The following is a 25,155-nucleotide window of genomic DNA, read 5'->3' as shown; positions in this document are numbered from 1 at the left end:
TCGCCTGCGCGGGGTACGGCCCCGGGGTGCGCGCCGGAAGGGGAGGCCGGCGCGCGCCCCCGCTGCTCAGTGGCGGCCCGAGATCCGGTCCGCCAGCTTCGCCACCCGGTCCGTCTCCGCCGACCGCGCCGCCGCCTCGCGCCGGTCCGCGCCCCGGTAGGCCGCGTACAGCGCCTGCACCCCCAGCCACCGCAGCGGTTCGGGCTCCCATGCGCGGACCCGGTGGCCCACCCACGGCAGGGACGTCAGCTCCGTCGCCCCGCCCTGGCCCGAGTCCTGCTGTACGAGGTCCCGCAGCGTCCGCGCGGCGAGATTGGCCGTTGTGACACCGGAGCCGACGTAGCCGCCCGCCCAGCCGAGGCCGGTGGCCCGGTCCAGGGTGACCGTCGCGCACCAGTCGCGCGGTACGCCCAGCACCCCCGACCAGGCGTGGTCGATCCGCGCCCGGGCCGCCTGCGGGAAGAACTGGAGCAGGATCTCGTGGAGCGCCGCGATCGTCGCGGGCTGCGTACGGCCGTCGTTGTCGGTGCGCGAGCCGTAGCGGTACGGCACCCCGCGCCCCCCGATCGCGATCCGGTCGTCGGCCGTCCGCTGCGCGTACACATACGCGTGCGCCATATCTCCGAGCATCTCCCGGCCCGACCAGCCGATCGACTCCCACACCCGCTCCGGCAGCGGTTCGGTGGCGATCATCGACGAGTTCATCGGCAGCCAGGTGCGCCGCTGGCCCTTGATGCCCGCGGTGAACCCCTCCGTACAGCGCAGTACATAGGGCGCACGGACCGTTCCGTACGGGGTGACCGCGTGCTTGGGCCGGATCTCGGTGACCGGCGTCGACTCGTGAACGGTCACGCCGAGCGCCTCCACGGCCGCCGCCAGGCCCTTCACCAGCTTCACCGGGTGCACCCGGGCGCCGTGCGGGGTCCAGGTGGAGCCGACCGCCCCGGCGACCCGGATCCGGTCCGCGGTGTCACGGGCGCCCAGCAGCACCCGGTCGGTCTCTCCGAACGCGACCTCCACCGAGTGGTAGGCCCGCAGCCGCGCCGCCTGGGCGGGGGAGCGGGCGACTTCGAGGACGCCGCCCCGGTGGACGTCCGCGTCGATGCCCTCGGCCGCGCAGACGTCGATGACCTCGGTGACGGATTCGTTCATGGCCCGCTGGAGGCGGACGGCGGGCTCGTGGCCGTGGCGGCGGGCATAGCGGTCGCGGCCCGCGATGCCGTTGTACAGCCAGCCGCCGTTGCGGCCGGAGGCGCCGTAGCCGCAGAACGCGGCCTCCAGGACGGTGATGTTGAGGAACGGCACCGCCTTCTTCAGGTAGTACGCCGTCCACAGCCCGGTATAGCCGCCGCCGACGATGCAGACGTCCGCCGTGGCATCGCCCGGCAGCGGTTCGCGGGGCGCGGCGATCCCGTCCTGCGCGTACCAGAACGAGATACCGCCGTTGACCGTGCCGGTGCTGCTCGTCGTGCTCATGTCGTCCCTGGTGCCGTTCCGCGGGGATGGTGCGATCGGTACGACTGTATGCACGCGGGTGGGGGCCTGGAAATGGGGGAATCCGTTGATCCGCCGGGACGTACGATCGGCCGCATGATCACGGTTCCGGAGCCGCTGGCCGCCGCCCACCGCGCCCATGGCACGGAGGCCTCCCGGGCCTTCATCGCGGGGGTCGCGGCCCGCGCCGAGGAGTTCCTGGAGCGCTGGGAGCTGACCCCCGCCGGGGAACCGATGCACGGTGTCGTCGCCCTCGTCCTGCCCGTGATCGGCTCGGACGGTACGGAATCCGTACTCAAACTCCAGCCTGTGGACGACGAGACGGTGGGCGAACCGGACGCGCTGCGGGCCTGGGACGGCGACGGAGCCGTCCGCCTCCTCGACCACGATCCGGCGACCGGGACCCTGCTGCTGGAGCGGCTCGACGCGGCCCGCCCGCTCTCCGCCGTCCCCGACACCGTGGAGGCGGTACGCATCCTGGGCACCCTCCTCGCCCGGCTGGGCGCCCGGCCCGCGCCCGCCGGGCTGCGGCGCCTCGGTGACCTCGCGGCGGGCCTGCTGGAGCGGGCGCCGCGGGCCGCCGCGGCCCTCGCCCACGACGGCGAGCGGCGGCTCCTGCTCGACTGCGCGGCCGCGGTACGGGAAGTGGCGGGCGAGCCCGGGGACCGGCTCCTCCACTGGGACCTGCACTACGACAACGTCCTCGGCTCCGCACGGGAACCGTGGCTGGCGATCGACCCCAAACCGCTCGCCGGGGACCCGGGATTCGAGCTGCTGCCCGCGCTCACCAACCGCTTCGATCCGGACCCGGCCGCGATCCGCCTCCGCTTCGACCTGCTGACGGAGGCGATCGGCCGGGACGGCGACCGCGAACGGGCCCGGGCCTGGACCCTGGGGCGGGTGCTCCAGTACTGCCTCTGGGACGTCGAGGACGGCGCCGAGGTGCTGGACGGGATTCCGGTGACGATCGCGAACGCCCTGCTCGGAAGGTGAAACGCGGTGGCGGGGGCGGGTGCGCGGACCGCATGCTGACGGCATGATCCGTACCGCACAGCCGGCCGACGTGCCCGAAGTCCACCGGATGATCCTCGCCCTCGCCGAACACCAGGGCTACCGCCACGAGGTCCGCGCCACCGAAGAGCAGTTGCGCGAGGCCCTGTTCGGCGCCGCCCCGGCCGTCCACGCCTTCGTCGCCGTCGACGAGGACGGGGCGCTCGCCGGCTTCGCGCTCTGGTTCCTCACCTACTCGACCTGGCGCGGGGTCCACGGCATCTATCTGGAGGACCTGTACGTCGACCCCGCCCGGCGCGGCGGCGGACACGGCAAGGCGCTGATCGCCGCGCTCGCCCGGACCTGCACCGAACGCGGCTACCAGCGCCTGGAGTGGTCGGTACTGGACAAACTGGTGCCGACGATCGCGTTCTACCGCTCCCTGGGCGCCCGTCCGCTGGAGGACAGCAAGGTGTTCCGGCTGACGGACGCGGAGCTGGAGGAGCTCGCGGCGTACGGACAGTAGAGGTCCGGCCCCTACGGCACCAGGACCACCTTGCCCATCGACGCCCGCGTCTCCAGCGCCCGGTGCGCGTCGGCCGCGCGGGCGAGCGGGAAGCGCTGGACGGCCGGGGCCAGCCGGCCCGTCGCGGCCTCTTCGAGCGCCCGGTCCTCCAGCAGCCGTACGTCGCCGCCCACCTGCTCCAGCAGGCGCGGGCCCAGGAGGTGGACGGTCTCGATGCCCCGGGCGGTCTGCTCCTCCTCGGTGAGCAGCAGCGGTTCGCCGCTGTACGGGCCGCCGTCGCCCGCCCAGCCGTAGACGAGATGGCGGCCGCCCTTGCCGAGCAGACCGACGGCGGCGCGCCCGACAGCGCCGCCGACCGCGTCCAGATAGACGGTGGCGCGCCGCTCGCCGAGGTAGGCGCGGACCTCGTCCGGCCAGGCCGGACCGGTGTAGTCGACGGCCAGGTCGGCGCCGTTGGCCAGGGTGCGGGCGACCTTCGCCGGTCCGCCCGCGAGCCCGATGACGGTGGCTCCGGCGTTCTTGGCGTACTGCACGGCAAGGGTGCCGATGCCGCCCGCGGCGGCCGAGACGACCGCGATCGCCTCCGGGCCGAGCCGCGCATGGTGGAGGATGCCCAGCGCGGTACGGCCCGTGCCGATCATGGCGACGGCCTCCGCCGCGCCGAGACCCTCAGGGAGGCTCCGGAGCCGCTCCGCCCCGGTGGTGACGGACTCCGCGTAGCCGCCGGGGTTCATCCCGAGGTGGACGACGACCCGGCGGCCGAGCCACACCGGGTCGGTGCCCTCGCCGAGCGCGTCGACGGTGCCCGCGACCTCCCGGCCGGGGATCGTGGGCAGCGCGACCGGCTCCGGGTAGGGGCCCCGCTCACCCGCCCGCAGGGCGGTGTCGATGAGGTGCACCCCGGCGGCGGCGACCCTGATCCGCACCTGGCCGGGGCCGGGATCGGGGTCGGGCACCTCCTCGTAGGTCAGGTTCTCGGCGGGCCCGAAGGCGTGGAGTCGGACGGCGTGCATCTGCGGATCCCCCTGGGCGGTGTGCGGTCGCGGTGGTCCGTACGGCCCGGACGGCGGCCGTGGCGCGCTGGGGCGCACCAGGAGCCGTACGGGGCCGGACACACCCGAGCCTCACACCTCGACCAAGGTTGAGGTCAAGGCCGGCCGGGGCCTGGAGGCTGCGGTAGCCGGGCCCGGGGACAGTGCTGACGACCGGAGGGCCGCCCGGATTGCTGCGGCGGCTGGAACGGAGGACGAAAGACGCCGGGCCCTGCGGGAGCGCGGCGCCCGGGGGATGCCCTCCGGAGAGGTCCGGGCGTCCGTCCCGTTCGGCGTCCTCCGCGGTGGGATCAGCCTCCCGTCCGCGCCGTCCGCGCCGTTCGAGCCTTCCGCAGCGCCCGCAGCGCCAGCGTCGACGCCGTCAGTGCGCTCGCGAACGACACCTCGCCCAGCAGCCCCGGCGCCGCCACCTGGTCGCCTGCCAGGAACACTCCGTCGCCCCGGTCGACCGCCGGCCGGTCCCGCCACGTCGTCCCCGGCAGGTCGAGCGCCCCCGTACGGTCCACGGCCAGCGCGTCGCGCCGCCACAGCACCCGCTCCCGCCAGCCAGGCAGCCCCAGGTCGAACAGAGCCTCGGCATGCGCCGAACCGGCCGCCTTCCCTTCGTCAGGGGCGATCGGGAACTGGGCCTGGACCAGCGAGACCCCGGCCGGGGCCAGCCCGGGCGCCGGGGCCGAGAAGCGCTCCACCCAGCCCGGCGCGTCCAGGTCGGAGACGACGAACGCGTCCTTGCGGCTGCGGCGTACCGCCAGATCCACCAGGACCGTACGGCCACCGGTCCAGTGCAGCGTGTCGTCCCCGAGCAGCTTCCGCGCCGCCGCGAGGGAGACGGCGACGATCACCGGCCCGCGCCCGGCCGGCAGCTCGTCCACCCGCGCCGAGGTCTCGACCCGTACGCCCAGCTCCCGGGCCCGGTCCGCCATCAGGTCCAGCACCTGCCCCCAGCCCCCCAGCGGAAAGCGGGCCTGCGGCGGCAGCGCGGCCGCCCGGCGCAGCCGCTCCTGGACGAAGGCCGCCGACAGTGAGCCGGGGTCGTGGTGGAACAGGGCCACACCCGAGAAGTGCGCGGCCGCCCGGGCCGCGTCCGCACCGGCGATCCCCATGGCCCAGTCGGAGAAGGGGACATCGGCCGGGGCCCGCTCCACGGGGACCCGGCTCAGCTTCAGCAGCCCGCGCGGCGGCAGCGAACGCAGGGCGCCCCCGAGCCGGAAGCGGAACCGCAGCGCGTCCGCCGCCGGAACCCGCCCTTCGGGGCCGGTCAGCCCCCGCTGACGGAGCCAGGACCACAGGGGGCCGGTGTAGAAGACATGGGGGCCGTCGCTGGTCCGGTACGGGCCGTCGGCCGTCCGGCCCCGGCCGCCGAGGGTGCGGTGGGCTTCGAGGAGTACGACCTCCGCCCCGGCCTCGGCCGCGGAGATCGCGGCGGTCAGCCCGGCGAGCCCGCCGCCGACGACGGTGATCCGGTCGTCCCGCCGACTGCGGCCGACTGCGTGGTCCGTCATGGTTCCGTCCCTTCCCGGTCCTGACGGCGTCCGGTCGAGGCGCCGTCGGAAAGGGGACGGCACAGCCCCCGGGAATGTGACAGGGACACGGCTCTCCGGGCGGGGCGGCCGCGGTCGTCAGGAGGGGACGCGGGGGAAGCGCGCCTGAAGGTCCCAGATCACCGGGTTGTCGGCGAGCGGCTCGTGCAGTTCGCACAGGTCCGCGATCAGATCGTGCAGGAAGTCCCGGGCCTCCCGCCGCAGCTCGCCGTGGGCGAAGGTGAGCGGTGCCTCGTCCCCGGGCATCCAGTCCGCCTCCACATCCACCCAGCCGAACCGCCGCTCGAAGAGCATCCGGTCCGCCGATTCGGTGAAGTCCAGCTCCGCGTGCTGGGGGCGGGAGGCCCGGCTGCCCAGCGGATCCCGGTCGAGCCGTTCGGCGATATCGCACAGCGCCCAGGCGAAGTCGAGGACCGGCACCCATCCCCAGGCTGTGGACAGTTCCCGGTCGGCCTCGGTGTCGGCGAGGTAGACATCACCGCAGAAGAGGTCGTGGCGCAGGGCCGTCACCTCCGCGCGACGGTAGTCCGTCTGCGGGGGATCGGGGAAGCGGCGGGAGAGGGAGTAGCCGATGTCGAGCACCAGCCGATGGTGTCATGGACGGCATGCACCTGCGGACGCGAGCCGTCGTGCTCGCCCTCCCCCTGACCTTGACCATGACCCTCGCCTTCGCCGCGCCGCCCGCGGCCCCCGCCGCCGCAGGCCCCGCGCGCGGCGGTTCCAACTACTTCGTCTACCACCTCGAAGGCTGCCACCGGGAGCCGTACGGCGTGGTCAACAGCTACGACCGGGCCCCCGCCCTGATCGCCGGGCAGCTCGCCGCGATGGCCCGCGCGGGCCAGCAGCGGCTCCGGATCCCCGTCTTCCACCACCGGGGCCCCGACTCCGGCACCGTCATGGACTCCACCGGCGGCACCCTCTCCGAGCAGAACACCCGCAACCTCACCGATCTGCTGGAGGCGGTACGGGACGCCGGGTTCGCGGCCGTCGAGATCGCGTTCTTCCCCAAGGACGCCAACGACCCCATGCTCTGGACCGCCGTCGACGAATCCCTGTACGCCGAGAATCTGTCCGTCGTCCGGCAGGTGCGGGACATCGTCGTCCGTTCGGGTCTTCCGTACGTCGTCGACCTGGTCAACGAGGGCGCCCCGCCGCCCGGGCCGGAGTACGCGGCACTGCTCGCCTACGACCGCAGGCTCTGGGCCGACTACACCCGCGACCACGGCACTGCCGACACCGTCGGCTTCTCCCTCACGGTCTGGTCGGCGGGCCGGGTGCCGCAGCTCCCCGAGGTCTACGGGGACCGCCCGCCGCCCGTGCACGAGGTCCACTTCTACGGAAAGCCCGGCGACGGCGACGAGTACCGGCAGTTCATGGACACCGACGCCGCGATGGACGCGATCGGCTACCGGCAGCCGTGGATCGTCGGGGAGGTCTGGTACGACGATCCGGAAGCCGCCGCCGGGATCCGGCGCGCGATGCGGGACGCGGACCGGGAGGTGCTGTTCCTGACCCAGTGGCCGCTGCGCCGGGGCGCGCCCTGCCAGGCGGACACGGCCCCGCCGGAGTCGTTCGCGGCGTATGCGGCGGAGGGCTTCTGAACACAGCGCCTCAGGGGCAGGAGCGCCGGTATCGCTGGCCGGGGAAGTGTTCCGCCCACTCCGCCCGGTCGAAGCCCGGCCCGTCCAGGGCGCAGATACGGCGTACGACGGCCGCCGTGTCATGGCTCCAGAACCGGACCGTGCCCTCCGTGCCCGCCGTCACCAGCGTGCGGCCGTCCGGGCTGAACGCCGCACCGGTCACCGGTCCCGTATGGCCCGGCAGGGCCGTCAGCACCACCGGGCGCCGGATATCGGCCAGGCTCCACAGCTGGGCGGTCCGGTCGTCGCCGGTGGTCACCAGCGTGCCGCCGTCCGGTGAGAACGCCACTTCCCGCGCCGCCTCCCGGTGCCCGACGAGCACCGCCACGGGCCGGGTCACCGGGGCGGGTGCCCCGCCGCCGATCCGGGCCAGGTCCCAGAGGCGGACCCGCCGGTCGTCGTTGGTCGTCGCGAGGAACCGGCCGCCGGGCGCCAGCGCGACCCGGTTGACCTGGTTCGGATGCGGCAGGGTGGCCCGCAGCACGGGCCGCCGCGGATCGCGCAGATCCCAGACGCGTGCCTGGTAGTCGCCGCCCGCGGTGACCAGGGTCCGGTCACCGGGGCCGCCCAGCGCCACCCCGTTGATCCGGTCCGTGTGGCGGGTCAGCGTCGACAGAAGGACCGGGCGGCGCGGATCGGAGACGTCCCACACCCGGGCCCGGCGGTCCTCGCCCGCCGTCACCAGCAGCCGCCCGTCCGCGCCGAGCGCCACCGCGTACACCATGTTCCGGTGCCGGTCGATACGGGCGAGCCGGGCCGGGCGGCGCGGATCCCGCAGATCCCAGAGGCAGACCGTCCCGTCGTCGCCGCCGGTCGCCAGCAGCCGCCCCGATGCGTCGCTGTCCAGACCGGTGACCGCGCCGGTGTGGCCGCGCAGTACGGCCACCGGGGTCTCGCCGCCGGGACCCCCGGCGGCCGTACGCCACAGCGGGACGGATCCGTCGCCGCCGGTCGCCGCCAGCAGCCGCCCGCCGGGGACGGTGTGGACCGCGGGGGCCCCGCCCGGCGGCCCGAGGAGGACCGGCGGCGGCAGATGCCACAGCAGCCTGCGCCCCTCGTCGTCGCCGGTCGCCAGGGTCCGTCCGCCGTTTCCGTACGCCACCGAGCGCACCGGATTCGGCTGCGGCAGCGTCAGCACCGCCCGGCCCGACGGCACGTCCCACAGCCGGGTCGTCTGGTCGTCGGCGGCGCTCGCGAGCTGCCGTCCGTCACCGCGGAACGCCACGCTGTTGACCAGACCCTGGTGCCCCGTCAGCTCCCGGCCCCAGCTCGGATCGCCGGGATCGGCGACCGGGGTGAGGCGTACCGTACGGTCGAAACTGCCGCTGGCCAGCAGCTTTCCATCCGGTGAGAAGGCGACGGTACGGACCTGGGCGCGATGGCCTTCGAGTACGGCGGCCGGGCGGGGCGCACCGCCGCCGGGCGCCGTACGCCACAGCCGAACCGTGCAGTCGTCGCTCGCGGAAGCGAGGACGGCGCCGTCCGGCCGGTAGGCGAGCGCGGTCACGGGCGCCGTGTGGCCGCGGTCCGCGCGGGCCGCCGGGCGGGTACGGGCGCCGTCGAGCCGCCAGGTCCGCACGGATCCGTCCTTGCCGCCCGCGGCCAGTCCGCGGCCGTCGGGGCTGAGGGCGAGGGCGGTCACCGGGGTCCCGGTCGGCAGGGTGAGGAGGAGGGCGTGCCCGGACCGCAGATCGCGGACCCGGACGGTGGCGTCGTCGCCGCCGGTGGCGAGGAGCCGTCCGTCCGGGGTGACGGCGGAGCGGGTACCGGGCTGCGGCTCCGTGATCACGGCGGTGCGGAGCGGGCGGGCCGGATCGCGGACGTCGGTCGTATGGACCGTGCCCTCGTCGCCCGCGCTGACGAGGAGTTCGTCGCCCGAGGTCCGCCCGGGGCGGGCGGTGAACGCGAGCCGGTTGACGGACCAGCGGTGGCCCCCGGCGGGGGTCGAGAACACGCTGCCGGAGGAGGCGAGCAGGGCGCCGCGGGTGGCCGGGGTCCGCACCAGCCGGTACGCGGCCAGGCTGAGCTTCATCGCCTGGGACGGGTCCGCCTGGCGCAGCCGCTCCGCGTGGTCGACCGCGACCTGGGCCGCCGACACATCGCGTTCGGCGAGCGCGGCCGAGCGCTGGAACAGGGCGAACGCGGTGGCCGCGCCGGTGAGGAGGGAGAGTGCGGAGAGGGCGGAGACCAGCCGGCGCAGCCGTCGGGTACGGCGGCGGGCGGCCGCCGCCTCGGCCTGCTGGTGCGCCACGGAGGCGTCGAGGAAGCGGCGTTCGGGGGTGGCGGCGGGAGGCTGCCCGCCGGGGGCTCCGCCGTTGGCTCCGTCCCGGTTCTGCTTTCTGTCGTTGCTCCGGTCCCGGGCTCCGGACCGGCCCTTCTCCCGGAGATCCTCTTGTTCCCCGCGGCCCTGGCGGTCCTGGCGGCCCTGGTGGTTCCCGCGGCCCCCGTGTGCCCCTTCCGCCCTGTGCACCCTGTGCGTCCCGTGCGTCCTGTGCGTTCCGTGCATCCCGTGGTCCTCACTCTCCACCCTCTCCCCGCGGCGGATGTCCAGCCAGTCCAGGGCCAGTTCGAGCTGGGCGCCCCGGTAGAGGAGCGCCGGATCCCGGTCCGCCTTCTCCCAGGCGTCCGCCGCCTCCACCAGCCGCTGCCGGCCGCGCAGTCCGGCCCGGTCCGCGTCGATCCACTGCCGCAGCCGCGGCCAGGCGTACAGCAGCGCCTCGTGCGTGATCTCCACCCCGTCCGCGCCGAGCGACAGCAGCCGGGCACCGGCGAAGGCGGCGATGACGTCCTCCGCACGGTCCGGATCGGGCAGCAGGAGGCGCAGCCGGTCGTGGCCGACGCGGCGGCGGGTGTCGTGGTGGCCGCCGTCGCCGCCGGTCCCCGGCTCCATCGCCGCGTCCCCGACCCGGACCAGGCGGAGCAGCAGGTGGCGGGCGGCCGCCCGGCCGGGCGCGTCGAGGCCCTCGTACACCCGCTCGGCGCTGGCAGCGACGGCGCCGCGGATGCCGCCGGTCCGGCGGTACGCGGCCACCGTCATCCGGTCGTCCTCGCGCTGCTGCCAGGTGGTGAGCAGGGCGTGGGCCATCAGGGGCAGGGCGTGGGCGCCGCCGGGCCCGGGGCCGGCGTCGTCGACCCCGGCGTCGTACAGCAGGACGTCGACGAGCCCGGGTTCGAGGGTGAGGGAGGCCTGTTCGGCGGGGCCGGTGATGGCGGCGCGCAGTTCGGCGGGGCTCATCGGGCCGAGCGGGAGCTGGGACCGGCGCAGGGCGTCGACCAGTTCGGGGTGTTCCAGGCAGCGGCCGTAGAAGTCGGCGCGGACGCCGAGGACGACGAGGGCGGGAGGGGGCAGTGCGCAGAGTGCGGCGATGAAGCGGCGGCGTTCGGCGGGGTCGGGGCAGAGGGTGAAGACCTCCTCGAACTGGTCGGCGACGACGAGGATTCCGGCGGGCGCGGTGTTCCGTACGGCGTCGGGGAACGTGCCGTCGTGCAGTGCACGCAGTACGGCATCGGGGTCGGCCGGCGGCCGTCGGCGGGCGCCGGTAGCGGCCGGGAGCGCGCGGGCGACGGCGTGGGCGAGGGCGTGCAGGGGGCGGGCGGTGGGGGTGAGGGCGGCGACGGGCCAGTCGGCCGAGCCCGGTACGGGCAGGGCGCCGCGGGCGACGGCGGGCCGCAGCCCGGCGTGGAGCAGGGACGACTTCCCGGCGCCGGAGGGCCCGACGACGATCACGGGCCCGGGCCCGGGCCCGGGTTGCGGGGCGGGCGCGGTCCCCGGGGCCGGGGCCCCTGTGCCGGTCACGGTCTGCGGGGCGGGCGCGGCTTCCGCGAAGGGTGCGGTCCCCGGGGCGGGTGCGGGCGCGGGTACGGGCGTTGTCCCCCGGGCCGGCGCGTGCACCGCTCCCGTTCCGGCGCCGCCCTCCCGCGCCTTCTCCGCCAGCCGGGCCACCAGTTCGGCCGTCACCCGCTCCCGCCCGAAGAACCAGGCCGCCTCCTCCGTACGGAAAGCGGCCAGCCCCGGATACGGGCAGGGCGACGGCGCCCCCTTCCCCCCGGCCCCCGGGGCGAGCGCGAGCAGCAGTCCGTCCGCCTCCAGCGCCTCGTCGCAGCAGCGCGCGAAATCGTAGGTGGCGGGCTTCCGGCCGTTCTCGACCTTGCTGATGTAGCCGCGGCTGTAGTGCGCGCGCCCGGCGAGATCCGCCAGGGAGAGACCGCGCTCGGTGCGCAGCCGCCGCAGCCGCTCCCCGAAGGACTCGTCCCCCGCGCGCTGTTGCCCGGGCAGTCCGTGCAGGTCGGCCGCTGTTTCCCGGTTGCCTTCGGACAAGGCGACAGTCACCTCCTTCACCCCTCGCCCCCGGGGCCGAAACCCTGGGTGCGACGCCGTGCTCCGTGCCGTGACGCTACGGAACGGAGGCGGCGGGCGGGGCGGGCGCGGCCGGGCCCAACCCCAAGGAGTGACGGACCCCTTGACGTAACGGCGGATCCGCACCGGACGGCAACCGACACCACCAGACGAAGGAGCGGCGCTGTGCCACCCACCACCCCGGACTTCGGTCCCGAGATCGACGACTACGCGCCCTACGAGGGGCAGGGCCGGTGCGACCCGGCGGCGAAGCCGGGCGTTGCCGAGTTCAAGGACCTCGTCCTCGCCGCGTACCCCGGCACCACCAACATGGGCATCGGCCGCGAGTGCGGCAGCGGCGGCCGCAGCGAGCACAAGGAGGGCCGGGCCTGGGACTGGGGAGTGAGCCTGCACGGGCAGGCACACCTCGCGGACGAGATGATCGGCCTGCTGCTCGGCACCGACCGGCACGGCAACCCGCATGCGCTGGCCCGGCGCCTCGGGATCATGTACATCATCTGGAACCGCCGCATCTGGGAGGCGTATCGGGCGGACCGCGGCTGGACCGCCTACACCGGCCCCAACCCCCACACCGACCACGTCCACTTCAGCTTCGGCTGGGCGGGGGCGCGCCGGGAGACGACGTGGTGGACCCGGCGGGGCGGGGCGCGGCCGGTGCCGCGCGTCAGCGCCGGGGTCCCGACCGTGGTCGACCACGGTTCGGGGATGGTCGTCTGCGCGACCGAGCCCACCGGGGCCGTCGCCCACCGGTGGCAGAACGCGCCCGGCGGCCCGTGGTTCGCCTGGACGGGCCTGGGGCGTCCGGGGCCGGGCGCGTACGGCAGGCCGTACGTCCTGGTCGGCCGGTACGGCAGGCTCGCGGCGTTCGTCCGCGGTACGGACGGCGCGCTCTGGCACACCTGGCAGTCGGAATCGGGCGCCTGGGCGGCGGACTGGGTGCCGATGGGCGGCAGGCTGGCGAGCGACCCGTCGGTGGTCCTGAGTCCGAACGGTGCGCTGTCGGTGTTCGCACGGGATCCGGGTGGCCGGGTGACGCATACGTGGCAGCGGGGTCCGGAGCACGGCCACGCGTGGCACGGGTCGTGGGTGGACCTGGAGGGCGCGGTGGTGGGGCGTCCGGTGGTGTTGGTGGGGCGGGACGGCGGGATGGTGTTGTTCGCGCGGGGTACGGACGGGGGCCTGCACCACCGTTGGCAGACGGGCACCGGGGGCCCGTGGTCGGGGTGGGGTCCCCTTGGTGGCCGCCAGGCCGGTGACCCTGCTGCCGTCCTGAGCCCGAACGGTGCGCTGTCGGTGTTCGCGCGGGATCCGGGTGGCCGGGTGACGCATACGTGGCAGCGGGGTGCGGAGCACGGCCACGCGTGGCACGGGTCGTGGGTGGATATGGGCGGCGCGGTGGTGGGGCGTCCGGTGGTGTTGGTGGGGCGGGACGGCGGGATGGTGTTGTTCGCGCGGGGTACGGACGGGGGCCTGCACCACCGTTGGCAGACCGGCACCGGCGGCCCGTGGTCGGACTGGAGCCCCCTCGGCGGCCGGCTCAGCGCCGACCCGTCGGTGGTCCTGGGACCGGGCGGCGACCTCTCGGTCTTCGGCCGCGACCCGGAGGGCCGCACCACCCACACCTGGCAGACGGGCCCCCGGAACGGCCATGCCTGGCACGGGTCGTGGGTGGACATGGGCGGCACCCTGGCCCAGGACCCGGACGCGGAGCTGGGCGGCCTGCTGGCGGCGTGAAGGACCGCGGTCCCGGAGAGACCGCGCGTGCGCCGGGTCCGCCCGATACGGGGGTACGGGCGGCCCCGGCGCACAGGGCACCATCTCCCGCACTCAGTGCGTTCCGCCGCCGGTCGGGAGCCGTGCCCGACCGGTCAGGAGGCCTGCCCGGTCAGGAGCTGTACGCCCGGGCGGTCAGGAGCCGTGCTCGGCCGGGCGTCGCCGGGCCTTGCGGGCCGCCGTCCGCAGCAGCCGGACGTACGGGCTCCACCGGGCGGGCCGCGCGACCGTTCCCGTACCCGCCCGCTCGGCCCGGTCGAGGGCGTCCTCCAGTACGGCGTCGTGGAGCGGGCGGAAGAACAGCGGCCAGGTCAGACGGGCCGGTCCGTGCGGGACCAGCAGCAGGGTATGGCGGAGCAGCGTCGTCCCGTCGCCCGCCGGGTGGACGGTGAACTCGTGGTGGCCGTCGAAGCCCGAAGGGCCGGTGAACCGGAACCGCACCTCACGGCCCGGCTCGTAGGCGACGACGGTGTACCGGACCGGTCCGTGCCCGCCTGCGGCACCGACCGCGAGCCCGGGCTCCAGCCGCATCCCCGGCCAGTCCGCCACGGGCCACAGCGGGTCGTCCTCCGAAGCAAGACCGTCCAGAAGCGCGCCGATCAGCTCCGGCGGTGCCGCGATCCGGCGTTCGTGGACGTTCCGTACCGCCATGCGCTCGCCCTTCCCCGGGGCCCGGGCGGACCGGGCCCGCTCCCGACGCAGGCTACTCCGGGGGCAGTTGAAGCGATGACGGGCCCCGCGCGGGCGGGCGCGGGGAGGGGAATCCAGGGGTTCCGGTTGTGCGCCCGAAGGACGAGAAGAGCGGTTTTCTCATCGTCGGGAAGTAGCCTCCGAATCGGTCTCCGGGTGCCTTCAGCCGTACCCCGTCCGCCGGTTACCTTTCGGTACATCGCGCGAAGATCACTCCCCGCGCCCGCCGTCCGCACCGGGTCGTACGCCCGTGGACGGCACGTCTGCCGGGGAACTCGTACGTCTCCTTGTGAAAGGGACCCCTGTGACCACAGCACGACCAGTCCGCAAACGCCGAACTGCACGCCGGGCTGCTGCCATCGCCGTCACCGCCGCGACCGTCACCGCGCTCACGGCGACCCTCACCGCCTTCACGGACACGGACACGGACACGGACAGGGCCGCCGCGTCGGGACCGGACCGCGACAAGCCGCGGAACACCTCCGCCGGGGCCGAGCGCCACGACACCGCGGTCCGCCCCGCGCCCGGCAGCGGCCGGCTCACCAAAGCGGTGGACCTGCCGGCCTCGGCACGGCCGCACGGCGGGCCCGGGAAGGTCATCGAGTACACGTCCACCGGCGCGAACGGCAGCCTGGTGACCGTGTCCGGGATGATGTTCGCCCCGGCCGGGAAACCGCCCAAGGGCGGCTGGCCGACGATCTCCCTCTCCCACGGGACCGTGGGCAACGCGGACCAGTGCGCGCCCAGCCGCACGGAGGCGTCGACCTTCGTCAACGACCCGGAGATACGGAGGTGGCTGGACCGCGGAGTGGCGATCGTGGCCACCGACTACGAGGGCCTCGGCACCCCGGGACCGCACCCCTACCTCCACGCCCGCAGCGCCGCCTACGGCTCCATCGACATCGTGCACGCCGCCCGGCAGGCCAAGGTGGGCCTGTCGCGGACCTGGGCCGTGATGGGCCACTCCCAGGGCGGGCACGCGGCGGTCAACACGGCCGTGTACGCCACCCGCTACGCACCCGGACTGGACTTCCGCGGCGCCCTGGCCACCGCGCCGCCGACGAAGATGTCGAGCCTGGTGCGGGACCGCTCGGACTCCCCCTCGGAGGAGCGGATCAGCCGGACGTCCCTCTACCCGCTGGTGGTGGACGGCCTGCTGGCGATCGACCCCGACCTCGACTTCACGCACCTCTACTCCGACCGGGCGCGCCAACTGATCCCGACGGCCCGCAACGAGTGCTCGGACGCCATCGTGGCGCAGATAGTGCAGTTGGGGCTGAACGACCGCACCTTCTGGAAGCAGCGCCCCGAGACCGTACCGGCCCTGATGAACGCCATGCGTGAGCATGTGGACACCCCGGTCGTGAAGCTGGACCGGCCGGTCATGATCGTTCAGGGTGCCAAGGACGAGATCGTGCAGGCACCCGTCACCGCCGCCTATGCCGCGGACGTGAAGAAGGCGGGTTCGAAGGTGATCTACCGCGAGTATCCGACGGCGGATCATTTCACCGTGCTCGAACAGTCCGATGCGGAGACCACGCCGTGGCTCGAACGGCAGCTCGGCCTGAGGTAGTTGCCGAGGAGCCTGCCGTGAGGTGAGTGAGGCCGTACCGGTGGGGGCGCCCCCACCGGTACGGCCGTCCGCACGACGGTCAGACGCCGGACGCGCCCTGCGGCTCGCGCCGCATCGCCCACAGCTTCGGCCCGCCGCCCGGCAGTTCCAGCTCATGGCGGACGGAGAAGCCGAAGTGCTCGTAGACGGGCAGGTTCTCGGGCTTCGACGACTCCAGATACACGGGCAGACCCGCCGCGTCGGCCTTCGCCAGACCCGAGCGCATCAGCGCGCCGCCCTGACCGGTGCCCTGGGCGGCCGGATCGGCGCCGATCAGCGCCAGATACCAGTGCGGCTCCTGCGGGGTGTGCTGCGCGGCCGTCTCGACGGCATCCTTGAACAGCCCGGCGCGGTCGCCGAGCAGCTCCGTCAGCTGCCGGATGGTCTCACCGTCCGGCACCGCCTTGTCCTGCGCCTCCGGCGGCACCCAGAAGGCGGCGGCGTCCGCGGTCCGCTCGCAGACGGCGTTCACGGCGTACTGGCGGGTGAAGATCGTGCTGAAGTAGCGGCCGAGGGTCTCCTCGCGGGAGGCGTCCTCGGGGAAGAACCAGCGCATCATCGGGTCGGTGTCGAAGGCGCGGGCCAGGGAAACACTGATCGCCGCCGCGTCGTCGGCGGTGGCCGACTGCGGCATGTGCTCGATTGCCATAGATGCATTCTGCATCCGGCTTTTTTCGCAGCTCGGGCGGGGTGGAGATAGGGGAGTTGGGGCGCGGGACGGGCCGGGGTGCGGGCGGTTCCGGCCGGTGGGGGACCGCCGTCGCAGACCGGTGAGTGCCGGGCCCGGCGTGGTCCGTTCCGGCTTTCCGGGCCCGAACGGTCCATCCGGAGCCCGGCCCCAGCAGTCCGTTCCCGGGCTCCGAGCGGGCAGCGCCGGGGCGGGTCAGCCCCCGGCTCCGCCGAGGACCGCGTCGACCTCGATCTCCACCAGCCAGTCCGGCTCGATGAACCGCGACACCTCCACGAAGGTGCACGCCGGGCGGATCTCCGAGAACCGCTCCCCGTGCGCCCGCGCGGCCTCCCGCCAGCGCGTCACATCCGTGAGCATGATCCGCGTCCGTACGACATCGGCCGTGGACGCACCCGCCGCCTCCAGTGCGGCCTCGGCGATATCGAGACAGCGCACGGTCTGCGCATACACGTCGCCCGGGGCCGCCGTCGTCCCGTCGGCCGCGATCGGAGCCGTACCGGCCACCACGACGTAGTCGCCCTTGCGGACCGCACGCGAGAATCCGATCTCCGCTTCGAAGGGCGAGCCCGAAGACACTGCCTGCCGTTGAGTTCCCATCAGTCCAAGATCCCCTGCGCGAGGCAGCGCCGAAACCCGTACGGCCCGGTAACGGGGGGAGAGAGACGGCCGTCACAGGCCGGAGCTGTCACACCGGCAGGCGCGGCAGCCGTCCTATGGGCACAACGCCGGACCCAAGACGGAGGACCCACCCATGAATCCCCGCGTGAACATGGCCGAAAGCCCGGTCGCCCGCCAGCTGTCGAAGACCTTCGGCGCGATCTCGAAGACGATCTCGGCCTCGGGCCTGCCGCGTGCGACGCAGGAACTGGTGCTGATCCGCGCCAGCCAGATCAACGGCTGCGGCTTCTGCGTCGACATGCACACCAAGGACGCGACCGCGGAGGGGGAGACGGCCCAGCGCCTCCACCTGGTCGCGGTCTGGCGGGAGGCGACGGTCTACACCGACGCCGAACGCGCGGCCCTGGAACTGGCCGAGCAGGGCACCCGGATCGCCGACGCGGCCGGCGGAGTGCCGGACGAGGTCTGGGCGGACGCCGCCAAGCACTACGACGAGGAACAGCTCAGCGGTCTGGTGACCCTGATCGCGATGATCAACGCGGCGAACCGGATGCAGGTGATGACGCAGCAGCCCGCGGGCGGCTACGTGGTCGGCCAGTTCGGCTGACGGCCGGTCCCGGGGCGGGGCGACCTGCCCCGGGGGCGGTCACAGCACGAGCCGGTCCGTACCGCCCGCGCCCCGCGCGCTACGGCAGCAGCCGCCGCTCCTTCGCCACCGCCACCGCGCCCGCCCGGGTGTCGACGCCCAGCTTCGCGTAGATCCGGCCCAGATGGGTTTTCACCGTCGCCTCGCTGATGAACAGCGCCCGCGCGATGTCCCGGTTGCCGAGCCCCCGCGCCAGCTGGCCCAGGATGTCCGTCTCGCGGTCCGTCAGCGAGGGGCGGCCCGCGCCGCGCAGCTGGTCCATGACCCGGGTGGCGACCGGTGCGGAGAGCGTCGTACGGCCCCGGGCCGCCGAGTGGATCGCGGTGAACAGCTCCTCCGGACGCTCCGCCTTCAGCAGATAGCCCGTCGCGCCCGCCTCGATGGCACGGGTGATGTCCGCGTCCGTGTCGTACGTCGTCAGCACCAGGACATGCACCCCGGGCATCGACGGCGCGGACGCGATCCGCCGGGTCGCCTCGACACCGTCGATGCCCGCGCCGAGCTGGAGGTCCATCAGGACGACGTCCGGAAGCAGTTTCGCCGCCATCGCGACGGCCTCCTCGCCGCTGCCCGCCTCCCCGACGACTTCGATGTCCGGAGTGCTGCCGAGCAGGGCGAGCAGTCCGGCGCGGACCACGGCGTGGTCGTCGCACAGCAGGATCCGTACAGGGGTCACTTCCGCTCCAGGGGGATCGCGGCGGACACGACCGTGCCTTCGCCGGGGGTGGACTCGACGGTCAGGACCCCGCCGAGCCGGCCGGCCCGGGCCCGCATCGCGGCGATGCCGTGGCCGCGGTGCCCGGGCGGGGCACCGGGCGTGGCGGTGACGGGCACGGGGCCGGACCCGGCGGCGGGCGCAGGACCGGGCGTGGCGGCGGGCAGCTCCGCGGCCGGAAAGCCCCGGCCGTCGTCCGCGACGTCCAGAAGGACCTGATCACCCAGATGGGTCAGGGTGATCGTGGCCAGGGACGCCGCCGCATGCTCGCGTACGTTCGCCAGCGCGCCCTGCGCGATCCGCAGCAGCTCCGACTGGACCCGGGCCGGCAGCGGCGCCGCCGGAGCCCCGTCGACCAGCACCCGGACCCGCAGCGCCCCGTCGGATTCGCGCCCCGCGAGCGCCCGCAGGGCCTGCGCGAGACCGCCGCCCTCCGCCAGGTCCGCCGGGGCCAGATCGTGGACGAAGCGGCGGGCCTCGGCGAGACTCCGTTCGGCGATGGACTCGGCGGTACGGACATGGCCGCGCGCGGTCGCCGGATCGCTGTCCCAGGTCCGCTCCGCCGCCTGCAGCAGCATCTGCTGGCTGGACAGGCCCTGCGCGAGGGTGTCGTGGATCTCCATCGACAGCCGCTGGCGCTCCGCGAGGGTGCCCTCGCGCCGCTCGGTCGCGGCCAGCTCGCGCCGGGTCCTGATCAGATCGTCGACCAGGGCCCGCAGCCGGTCGGCCTGGCGGCGCATATAGAGGAAGACCCCGGTCGCCAGCGCGGCCACCGTCGGCGGCAGCAGGAACAGATTGGGGTCGATACCGGTGCGCAGCTGCCACTCCGCGTAGACGACGAGGGTGCTCAGTACGGCGACGAGCGCGAGCGCGCCGCGCTCGGGCAGGGCCCGCAGCCCGGTGTAGATCAGCGGGACGGCGCACCAGGCGAAACTGGGCGCCAGCAGGACCACCACCACCCAGCAGCCGACGCTCAGCCCGAACCGCAGCAGCTCGGCCCGGCGCGGCCCGGTACGGCTCAGCCGGGGCGTGAGCCGGGGCCCGGCGAGCTGGAGCACGGCGAGCGCGGCGCTCAACCCGATCACCCAGGGCAGCCGCGGGCTGTCGGGGTGGTTGATCAGGAAGCGGAGCAGCGCGCCGCACAGCAGGGTGAGGAAGGCGACGTTCATCAGGGTGTCGAGCCACCGGTCGTCCCGGCGGGCGCCGCGCTCCGCATCGGCCCGGTTCCCGGGTCCGGCGGCCCCGGACGCTGTCGGCGGGGCCGGTTCCGCGGCGGCGTCGCGCTTCATGCTGTTCGGTCGTCCTTACGTACGTGCCGGGGGTGAACCGGTCCCTGTCCCCGCATCGTGACCCGCGCGGGGACGCCCCGCATCAGCCGATCGGCCGACCCTCCCGTCATCCATCATGCACGCGGTGACGAGCCGGTATGCCGACGGTCGCGGCCCGTGACCGGCACCAGGATCGAATGCAGACGGGTCGAGCCGACCCGGGAACCGCAGGAACCCCACCGCAGCCAGGAGCTACGACCATGAAGAAGATGTCGATCCGCGCCCGTGTCGTCGCCGGTACCGTCGCCGCCGTCGCGGTCAGCGCCGGGACGTTCGGCGCGGTGTCCGCGAGCGCCTCGGCCCCCGCCGCCGAATCCCGCGCCGCGGTCAAGGCCGACACCCACAACCGCAACCTTCAGCAGACCACGCACCTGACGATCGACGCCGCGACCAAGGCCGCGCAGGCGTCGCTGGACGCCGCCGAGCGCGCCGGGCAGCGGGTCACGGTCGCCGTTGTGGACCGCAACGGCAACACGATCGTCACCCTCCGCGGCGACGGCGCGGGCCCGCAGTCCTACGAGTCGGCCGAGAAGAAGGCGTTCACCGCGGTCTCCTGGAACGCCCCGACCTCCGAGCTGGTCAAGCGGCTGGAGAGCACCCCGAACCTGAAGGACATCCCCGGCACCCTCTTCCTGGGCGGCGGCGCACCGGTCCAGGCCAAGGGCGCCCCCATTGCGGGCATCGGCGTCGCGGGCGCCCCGTCCGGCGCCCAGGACGAGGAGTTCGCAAAGGCGGGCATCGCAGCCCTGGGCCGCTGACGCACCCCAACCGCCCGTCATCCGGTCCCGCCCTTCCCCGGGGGCGGGACCGGATGGCTGCTGCCGCAGGTCCCTAGGCCGTGTCGTCAAAATCCCGCCTGGCCCGCGACGCCCGGCACGCACACTCTCCCCCTGTGCCCTTCGGGCACGGGAGGTGCCCCCAGCGTTGTCGGGATTTCCCGAGTACGTCCAGTACGAGGGAAACCGCCCCCTGGCTTCGCCGGGGGGCCCCACCGCCTTGCGATTGCACGCACCGACCGCCGCAGGCCCCGCCCTACGGGCGGACGACGCTATTTTGACGACACGGCCTAGGGTCGGCGTCATGACCGTGATCCGCATCGACATCGACGCCGAGGTTCTTGCCCGTGCCCTGACCCTGTCGAAGGTCAGGACGGAGAGCGAAGCAGTTCAGCTCGCCCTTGTCAGCTACATCAGCCATGTCGGCCGACGGGAAGGCGCGGACCGCAGCGGCTGCCACTTCGAGCGCGCGCGGACATGGGGCGCGATCGAACACGCGGAACGCCGGCACGAGTCGGAGAAGCGCAACAGATGATCCCCCGGCCCCTCGGCCGAGGGGAGCGCCCTGACACCTCGGGCTCGCGGCCGGTGGCTCGGCCGTGAGGTGCGCGGACCCCGGTGCTGCGACCGGAAAGTCCTGCCCGGCCCGCGACGACACGACCTAGGATCGGCCCATGCCCCGGTTGCCCCGGCCCGTGTCCGCGCTCCGACGGTCCGCCCTGGTCTGTGCCGTGACGGGCGCGCTCGCCCTCACCGCCTGCACCGGCACCCCGCAGGGGACCGGGCGGCCCGGGGCCGCCGGGCTGGGGGACGCCCTCTTTCCGCGGCTCGGCAACGGCGGCTACGACGTACGGCACTACACCCTCACCCTCGACTACGACCCCGCCGCCCGGCGGCTCTCCGGGACCGCCGAGATCCTCGCCCGCGCCGGGCAGGAGCTGAGCGCCTTCAATCTCGACCTGCACGGGCTCGACGTCGACGAGGTGACCGTCGACGGCAGGACGGCCGCCGCCGTGAACCGGAGCGGTGACGAACTGACGATCCGGCCCCGCGACGGCATCCGCCGGGGTGCCCTCTTCCGTACCGCCGTCCGCTACTCCGGCACCCCGCGCACCGTCACCGACGCCGACGGCTCCGAAGAGGGCTGGCTGCCCGCCCGCGGCGGGGCGCTCGCGCTGGGGGAGCCCGCGGGCTCGGCCGCCTGGTTCCCCGGCAACCACCACCCCTCCGACAAGGCCGGCTACGACCTCGCGATCACCGTCCCGCGGGGGCTGAAGGCTGTCTCCAACGGCGAACTCGTCCGGGAGACCACGACCGCCCGCGGCGCGACCACCTTCGTCTGGCGGTCCGCCGAGCCGATGGCGTCCTATCTGGCGACCGTCGCGATCGGGCCGTACGAGCTGATCCGCACCCGCACCCCCGACGGACTGCCCGTCGTCTCCGCCGCCGATCCGGCCGTGGCGGGGCCGACCCGCGCGGTCACCGACCGGATCCCGGAGTTCCTCGCCTGGGCGGCGGGCCGCTTCGGCCCGTACCCCTTCTCCTCCGCGGGGACGATCGCGGTACGGGACGGGGACGCGGGCTACGCCCTGGAGACGCAGAGCCGCCCGGTCGTCCCGGCCGGGATGTACGACGTCCCCACCGTCGTCCATGAACTCGCCCACCAGTGGTACGGCAACTCCGTCTCCCCTGCCGCCTGGCGCGACATGTGGCTCAACGAGGGCTTCGCGACCTACGCGGAGTGGCTGTGGGCGGAGGACCGGGAGAAGGTCCCCGCCGGGCGGGCCTTCGACGAGGCCTTCGCCTCCGACGACAACTGGGCCTTCCCGCCCGCCGATCCGCCCGGCCCGGCCCGGATCTCGGACGCCCCGGTGTACGGGCGGGGCGCGATGGTGCTCCACCAGGTGCGGCAGGCGGCCGGTGACCGGGCGTTCTTCGCGCTGCTGCGGGGCTGGCCGGAGAAGTACCGGCACGGCAACGCCTCGACCGCCGACTTCACCGCCTATGCGGAGGCGGTGACGGGGAAGGACCTGGACGCGATCTGGGACGTCTGGCTGTACGGGAAGAAGCGCCCGGCCCGGCCCTGAGGCTCCCGCCGTGCACCCCCCGCCCCGGGCAGTGAACGGCCCCGGGCAGCGAACGGCCCCGGCGGCCGTTCCCGTCCGAGGACCGGAACCACTGCCGGGGCCAAACGTTTCACCGGGGCCCGGCCCCGGCGGACACCGCTCGGATCAGAGGTTGACGCCGAAGTCGCGGGCGATGCCCTCCAGACCGGCGGCATAACCCTGGCCCACCGCACGGAACTTCCACTCCGCGCCGTTGCGGTACAGCTCGCCGAAGACCATGGCGGTCTCCACGGCGGCGTCCTCGCTGAGGTCGTACCGGGCGATCTCGGCGCCACCCGCCTGGTTGATGATCCGGATGTAGGCGTTCCGCACCTGGCCGAAGTTCTGGGTGCGGGTGACGGCGTCGTAGATGGAGACCGGGAAGACGATCTTGTCGACATCGGCGGGCAGGCCCGCGAGGTTGACGTTGATCTGCTCGTCGTCCCCGCCGCCCTCACCCGTGCGGTTGTCGCCGGTGTGGACGATGGTCTGGTCCGGCGTCGAGCGGTTGTTGAAGAAGACGAAGTGGGCGTCGGATGCGACCTTGCCCGCCGCGTTGACCCCGATCGCGGAGGCGTCGAGGTCGAAGTCCGTGCCGGTGGTGGTGCGGACGTCCCAGCCGAGGCCGACGGTGACGGCGGTCAGGCCCGGCGCCTCCTTGGTGAGCGAGACGTTGCCGCCCTTGGTCAGGCTTACTGCCATTGGGACATCCCCTTTGTTTCGCGTCGTTGCCGAGTCTCGGGTCCCAGACCGCCGGGTCCGGGCCGCTTGGGCTGAGCCTCGTGCCCGAAGCTACCCCCAACCCCCATAACGCCGGGAGACCGGTGCCGGGTTCCGTGCCCGCCCGGGTTTCCGGGGGCGCGGGGCCCCGGGGACCGAAGCGGCGGAGTCGGTGGGAGCAGTGGGAGCGGCGGTACGCGACCGGGCGCGGGCGGGAAACCGGGGTGACGGGGACCCGGTGCGCGGGAGACCATGGGGTCATGTCCGGGCCCTATGTCATCCGCGGTTCGGTCTCCCTGCCGGAGGCCGAGCTGATGTGGCGTTTCTCCAGATCGTCGGGCCCGGGCGGCCAGCACGTCAACACCAGCGACTCCCAGGTGGAGCTGCGCTTCGACCTGGCGGCCACGGACGCGCTGCCGCAGGTCTGGAAGGACCGGGCGCTGGAGCGGCTCGCGGGGCGGCTCGTCGGCGGGGTGATCTCCGTCCGCGCGTCCGAGCACCGTTCCCAGTGGCGCAACCGCGAGACGGCGGCCGTGCGGCTGGCCGCGCTGCTGGCGGAGGCGACGGCCCCGCCGCCGAAGCCGCGCCGGGCGACGCGCATTCCGCGCGGTATCAACGAGCGGCGGCTGCGGGAGAAGAAGCAGCGCGCCGAGACCAAACGCGGCCGTACGGGCCGGGACTGGTCCTGAGTGCGGTCCGGCCAGGACCACGAGCTGCCCTGACGGTACGGCTCCGGCCGACGCGGCACCCGGCGGCAAGGGACCGGCCGGTACGGCTCCGGCCGTGCCGCCGCCGCACCCGGCGGGGTCAGCCCAGGTGCCGGTAGCGGCCCCGGAAGTACATCAGCGGGCCGCCCTCCGCGCTCGGCACGCCGACCTCCAGGACCCGGCCGATCACCAGCGTGTGGTCCCCGGCGAGCACGCGCTGCTCGGTGCGGCACTCCAGGGTCGCCAGGGCGCCGCCGACCAGCGGGGCGCCGCTGACGGTGCCCCGCCGGTACGGGATGTCCTCGAAGAGCAGCCGGTCGCTGAGCCGGCCCTTCATGGCGAACCGGCCCGCGATGTGCCGCTGGCTCTCGGAGAGGACCGAGACGGCCCAGAGCGGCTGTTCGGCCAGCAGATCGTCCATCCGGGAGCCGTTGCGCAGGCTCACCATCACCAGCGGCGGGTCCAGCGATACCGAGACGAACGCGGTGGCCGTCATTCCGGCGTCCTCGCCGTGCGGCCCGGCGTCCTCGTCGAACGCGGTCACCAGGACCACGCCCGCGGCCAGCTTGGCCATGGCGGCGCGGAAGTCGTCGTTGCTCACCCCCTCAGCATGCGGGATGCCGGGGGCGGGAACGGGCCCGGAAGCGGAGGCCGCGGCAGTCGCGGGGTTTGTCTGCAGCACACACGGAACGCTAACCGGCCACCCCGGTGCCCCGCATCGGCCCCCGGGGGCTGCCTTGGTCCTAGGACCAAGGTCCCGCCGCAGCTCAGCGGCCTGAACCAGGGGTCACGGCAGACCCGCGCGGCCCTCCGGCCCCATCCGTACACCGCCATCAGGGGTCCCCGGGCCGTCTCCAGTCCGTCTCCAGTCCGTCCCCGGACGCCGCAGACCGTCCGCCGCCCTCCGCAGTGCCGTCCGCGGACCCTCCCCCGACCGATCGGAACCACTCGCCCGGCCCGTCGCCGGTCCGCCCGGCCCACCGCCCCGGCGTCCGGAAACCGTACGCTCCCGACCGCTCCCCAACCGCACCCGGCTGCCCGCCGACCGCTCCGGGCCCGTCCGCCGGACCGCCCCGCCGGCCGGCCCCGAACCCCCTCCAAACGCCCCCAGAACCCCCTCTGTACCAGCGGTGCACCGCCGGTACGACCGTGGTCCACGCGCCCCCGCCGCGCC

General features: G+C 74.5%; 22 protein-coding genes. 10 read left to right on the top strand and 12 right to left on the bottom strand.

From position 1 onward, the window contains the following. Positions 1–66 precede the first annotated feature (66 nt). A complete protein-coding gene (locus B7R87_RS13810) occupies positions 67–1,476 on the bottom strand; it encodes an NAD(P)/FAD-dependent oxidoreductase (protein WP_006348464.1) in 1,410 nt (469 codons plus the stop codon). Positions 1,477–1,548: 72 nt separating this feature from the next. Between B7R87_RS13810 and B7R87_RS13805 the strand changes: the two genes are divergently transcribed. Both B7R87_RS13805 and B7R87_RS13800 read left to right on the top strand, forming a co-directional pair. Next, entirely contained in the window at positions 1,549–2,487 is a 939-nt protein-coding gene (locus tag B7R87_RS13805; protein ID WP_391118706.1) for an aminoglycoside phosphotransferase family protein, read from the top strand. A gap of 43 nt (positions 2,488–2,530) precedes the next feature. After that, positions 2,531–3,010: a GNAT family N-acetyltransferase gene (locus B7R87_RS13800; protein ID WP_006348467.1), complete on the top strand. Its 480-nt coding sequence runs from the start codon at positions 2,531–2,533 to the stop codon at positions 3,008–3,010. Positions 3,011–3,021: 11 nt separating this feature from the next. Here B7R87_RS13800 and B7R87_RS13795 read toward each other — a convergent pair whose 3' ends face one another. The 3 genes from B7R87_RS13795 to B7R87_RS13785 form a co-directional block, all read right to left on the bottom strand. Next, positions 3,022–4,023: a zinc-binding dehydrogenase gene (locus B7R87_RS13795; RefSeq protein ID WP_006348468.1), complete on the bottom strand. Its 1,002-nt coding sequence runs from the start codon at positions 4,021–4,023 to the stop codon at positions 3,022–3,024. A 329-nt stretch (positions 4,024–4,352) separates the two neighbouring features. Next, complete coding sequence (locus B7R87_RS13790) at positions 4,353–5,564, bottom strand: NAD(P)-binding protein (RefSeq protein ID WP_006348469.1); 1,212 nt, start codon at positions 5,562–5,564, stop codon at positions 4,353–4,355. A gap of 117 nt (positions 5,565–5,681) precedes the next feature. After that, positions 5,682–6,185, bottom strand: a complete 504-nt coding sequence (locus B7R87_RS13785; protein ID WP_006348470.1) for a hypothetical protein — start codon at positions 6,183–6,185, stop codon at positions 5,682–5,684. A gap of 14 nt (positions 6,186–6,199) precedes the next feature. Between B7R87_RS13785 and B7R87_RS13780 the strand changes: the two genes are divergently transcribed. Continuing rightward, on the top strand, positions 6,200–7,204 hold the full coding sequence (locus B7R87_RS13780; RefSeq protein WP_006348471.1) for a hypothetical protein: 1,005 nt from the start codon (positions 6,200–6,202) through the stop codon (positions 7,202–7,204). A 10-nt stretch (positions 7,205–7,214) separates the two neighbouring features. On the opposite strand, the gene B7R87_RS34115 is transcribed toward B7R87_RS13780, so the two are convergent. Then, positions 7,215–11,561, bottom strand: a complete 4,347-nt coding sequence (locus B7R87_RS34115; protein ID WP_269847455.1) for an nSTAND1 domain-containing NTPase — start codon at positions 11,559–11,561, stop codon at positions 7,215–7,217. Positions 11,562–11,765: 204 nt separating this feature from the next. Between B7R87_RS34115 and B7R87_RS13770 the strand changes: the two genes are divergently transcribed. Then, positions 11,766–13,334 carry a hypothetical protein gene (locus B7R87_RS13770; RefSeq protein WP_006348474.1) on the top strand — a complete coding sequence of 523 codons (1,569 nt, stop codon included), beginning with the start codon at positions 11,766–11,768 and terminating at the stop codon, positions 13,332–13,334. Positions 13,335–13,508: 174 nt separating this feature from the next. Here B7R87_RS13770 and B7R87_RS13765 read toward each other — a convergent pair whose 3' ends face one another. Beyond that, a complete protein-coding gene (locus tag B7R87_RS13765; protein WP_006348475.1) occupies positions 13,509–14,024 on the bottom strand; it encodes an SRPBCC family protein in 516 nt (171 codons plus the stop codon). A gap of 343 nt (positions 14,025–14,367) precedes the next feature. Here B7R87_RS13765 and B7R87_RS13760 point away from each other — a divergent pair, with 343 nt between their 5' ends. After that, positions 14,368–15,636 carry an alpha/beta hydrolase family protein gene (locus tag B7R87_RS13760; protein WP_006348476.1) on the top strand — a complete coding sequence of 423 codons (1,269 nt, stop codon included), beginning with the start codon at positions 14,368–14,370 and terminating at the stop codon, positions 15,634–15,636. 79 nt (positions 15,637–15,715) lie between these two features. Here the strand turns inward: B7R87_RS13760 and B7R87_RS13755 are convergent, their stop codons facing one another. Together B7R87_RS13755 and B7R87_RS13750 are read right to left on the bottom strand one after the other, a co-directional pair. Then, complete coding sequence (locus B7R87_RS13755; RefSeq protein ID WP_006348477.1) at positions 15,716–16,324, bottom strand: GNAT family N-acetyltransferase; 609 nt, start codon at positions 16,322–16,324, stop codon at positions 15,716–15,718. A 234-nt stretch (positions 16,325–16,558) separates the two neighbouring features. Next, positions 16,559–16,963, bottom strand: coding sequence for a RidA family protein (locus B7R87_RS13750; protein ID WP_040915840.1), 405 nt, complete (start codon positions 16,961–16,963; stop codon positions 16,559–16,561). Between the two features lie 154 nt (positions 16,964–17,117). Here B7R87_RS13750 and B7R87_RS13745 point away from each other — a divergent pair, with 154 nt between their 5' ends. Then, positions 17,118–17,591, top strand: coding sequence for a carboxymuconolactone decarboxylase family protein (locus B7R87_RS13745; RefSeq protein ID WP_006348479.1), 474 nt, complete (start codon positions 17,118–17,120; stop codon positions 17,589–17,591). 79 nt (positions 17,592–17,670) lie between these two features. On the opposite strand, the gene B7R87_RS13740 is transcribed toward B7R87_RS13745, so the two are convergent. Together B7R87_RS13740 and B7R87_RS13735 are read right to left on the bottom strand one after the other, a co-directional pair. After that, a complete protein-coding gene (locus B7R87_RS13740; protein WP_006348480.1) occupies positions 17,671–18,306 on the bottom strand; it encodes a response regulator in 636 nt (211 codons plus the stop codon). Beyond that, the gene (locus B7R87_RS13735) at positions 18,303–19,634 is read right to left on the bottom strand and encodes a sensor histidine kinase (protein ID WP_130585377.1); all 1,332 of its coding nucleotides are present in this window, start codon (positions 19,632–19,634) and stop codon (positions 18,303–18,305) included. The genes B7R87_RS13740 and B7R87_RS13735 overlap by 4 nt, the downstream gene beginning before the upstream one ends. Before the next feature lie 239 nt (positions 19,635–19,873). On the opposite strand from B7R87_RS13735, the gene B7R87_RS13730 reads away from it, so the two are divergent. From B7R87_RS13730 to B7R87_RS13720, 3 genes are all read left to right on the top strand, one after another. Further along, positions 19,874–20,431 (top strand): GlcG/HbpS family heme-binding protein, encoded by a 558-nt coding sequence (locus B7R87_RS13730; protein WP_006348483.1) that lies wholly within the window; start codon positions 19,874–19,876, stop codon positions 20,429–20,431. 322 nt (positions 20,432–20,753) lie between these two features. Further along, positions 20,754–20,984 carry a type II toxin-antitoxin system VapB family antitoxin gene (locus B7R87_RS13725; protein ID WP_006348484.1) on the top strand — a complete coding sequence of 77 codons (231 nt, stop codon included), beginning with the start codon at positions 20,754–20,756 and terminating at the stop codon, positions 20,982–20,984. A 139-nt stretch (positions 20,985–21,123) separates the two neighbouring features. Next, positions 21,124–22,536 (top strand): M1 family metallopeptidase, encoded by a 1,413-nt coding sequence (locus B7R87_RS13720; RefSeq protein ID WP_040915843.1) that lies wholly within the window; start codon positions 21,124–21,126, stop codon positions 22,534–22,536. A 144-nt stretch (positions 22,537–22,680) separates the two neighbouring features. Here the strand turns inward: B7R87_RS13720 and B7R87_RS13715 are convergent, their stop codons facing one another. Further along, positions 22,681–23,256: a TerD family protein gene (locus B7R87_RS13715; protein WP_006348486.1), complete on the bottom strand. Its 576-nt coding sequence runs from the start codon at positions 23,254–23,256 to the stop codon at positions 22,681–22,683. A gap of 278 nt (positions 23,257–23,534) precedes the next feature. Between B7R87_RS13715 and arfB the strand changes: the two genes are divergently transcribed. Then, complete coding sequence (gene arfB / locus B7R87_RS13710; RefSeq protein WP_006348487.1) at positions 23,535–23,963, top strand: alternative ribosome rescue aminoacyl-tRNA hydrolase ArfB; 429 nt, start codon at positions 23,535–23,537, stop codon at positions 23,961–23,963. Between the two features lie 118 nt (positions 23,964–24,081). On the opposite strand, the gene B7R87_RS13705 is transcribed toward arfB, so the two are convergent. Further along, positions 24,082–24,660: a flavin reductase family protein gene (locus tag B7R87_RS13705; RefSeq protein WP_202488804.1), complete on the bottom strand. Its 579-nt coding sequence runs from the start codon at positions 24,658–24,660 to the stop codon at positions 24,082–24,084. Positions 24,661–25,155: the final 495 nt, after the last annotated feature.

This window comes from Streptomyces tsukubensis (assembly GCF_003932715.1).
Classification (GTDB): domain Bacteria; phylum Actinomycetota; class Actinomycetes; order Streptomycetales; family Streptomycetaceae; genus Streptomyces; species Streptomyces tsukubensis.
This window is presented reverse-complemented; position numbering and strand designations above follow the sequence as displayed.

Coding starts and splice junctions, on each gene's coding strand:
- B7R87_RS13810 (WP_006348464.1), bottom strand. CDS start 1,476: ATGAGCACGACGAGCAGCACCGGCACGGTCAACGGCGGTATCTCGTTC.
- B7R87_RS13805 (WP_391118706.1), top strand. CDS start 1,549: ATGGGGGAATCCGTTGATCCGCCGGGACGTACGATCGGCCGCATGATC.
- B7R87_RS13800 (WP_006348467.1), top strand. CDS start 2,531: ATGATCCGTACCGCACAGCCGGCCGACGTGCCCGAAGTCCACCGGATG.
- B7R87_RS13795 (WP_006348468.1), bottom strand. CDS start 4,023: ATGCACGCCGTCCGACTCCACGCCTTCGGGCCCGCCGAGAACCTGACC.
- B7R87_RS13790 (WP_006348469.1), bottom strand. CDS start 5,564: ATGACGGACCACGCAGTCGGCCGCAGTCGGCGGGACGACCGGATCACC.
- B7R87_RS13780 (WP_006348471.1), top strand. CDS start 6,200: ATGGACGGCATGCACCTGCGGACGCGAGCCGTCGTGCTCGCCCTCCCC.
- B7R87_RS13765 (WP_006348475.1), bottom strand. CDS start 14,024: ATGGCGGTACGGAACGTCCACGAACGCCGGATCGCGGCACCGCCGGAG.
- B7R87_RS13755 (WP_006348477.1), bottom strand. CDS start 16,324: ATGGCAATCGAGCACATGCCGCAGTCGGCCACCGCCGACGACGCGGCG.
- B7R87_RS13750 (WP_040915840.1), bottom strand. CDS start 16,963: ATGGGAACTCAACGGCAGGCAGTGTCTTCGGGCTCGCCCTTCGAAGCG.
- B7R87_RS13745 (WP_006348479.1), top strand. CDS start 17,118: ATGAATCCCCGCGTGAACATGGCCGAAAGCCCGGTCGCCCGCCAGCTG.
- B7R87_RS13735 (WP_130585377.1), bottom strand. CDS start 19,634: ATGAAGCGCGACGCCGCCGCGGAACCGGCCCCGCCGACAGCGTCCGGG.
- B7R87_RS13730 (WP_006348483.1), top strand. CDS start 19,874: ATGAAGAAGATGTCGATCCGCGCCCGTGTCGTCGCCGGTACCGTCGCC.
- B7R87_RS13725 (WP_006348484.1), top strand. CDS start 20,754: ATGACCGTGATCCGCATCGACATCGACGCCGAGGTTCTTGCCCGTGCC.
- B7R87_RS13720 (WP_040915843.1), top strand. CDS start 21,124: ATGCCCCGGTTGCCCCGGCCCGTGTCCGCGCTCCGACGGTCCGCCCTG.
- B7R87_RS13715 (WP_006348486.1), bottom strand. CDS start 23,256: ATGGCAGTAAGCCTGACCAAGGGCGGCAACGTCTCGCTCACCAAGGAG.
- arfB (WP_006348487.1), top strand. CDS start 23,535: ATGTCCGGGCCCTATGTCATCCGCGGTTCGGTCTCCCTGCCGGAGGCC.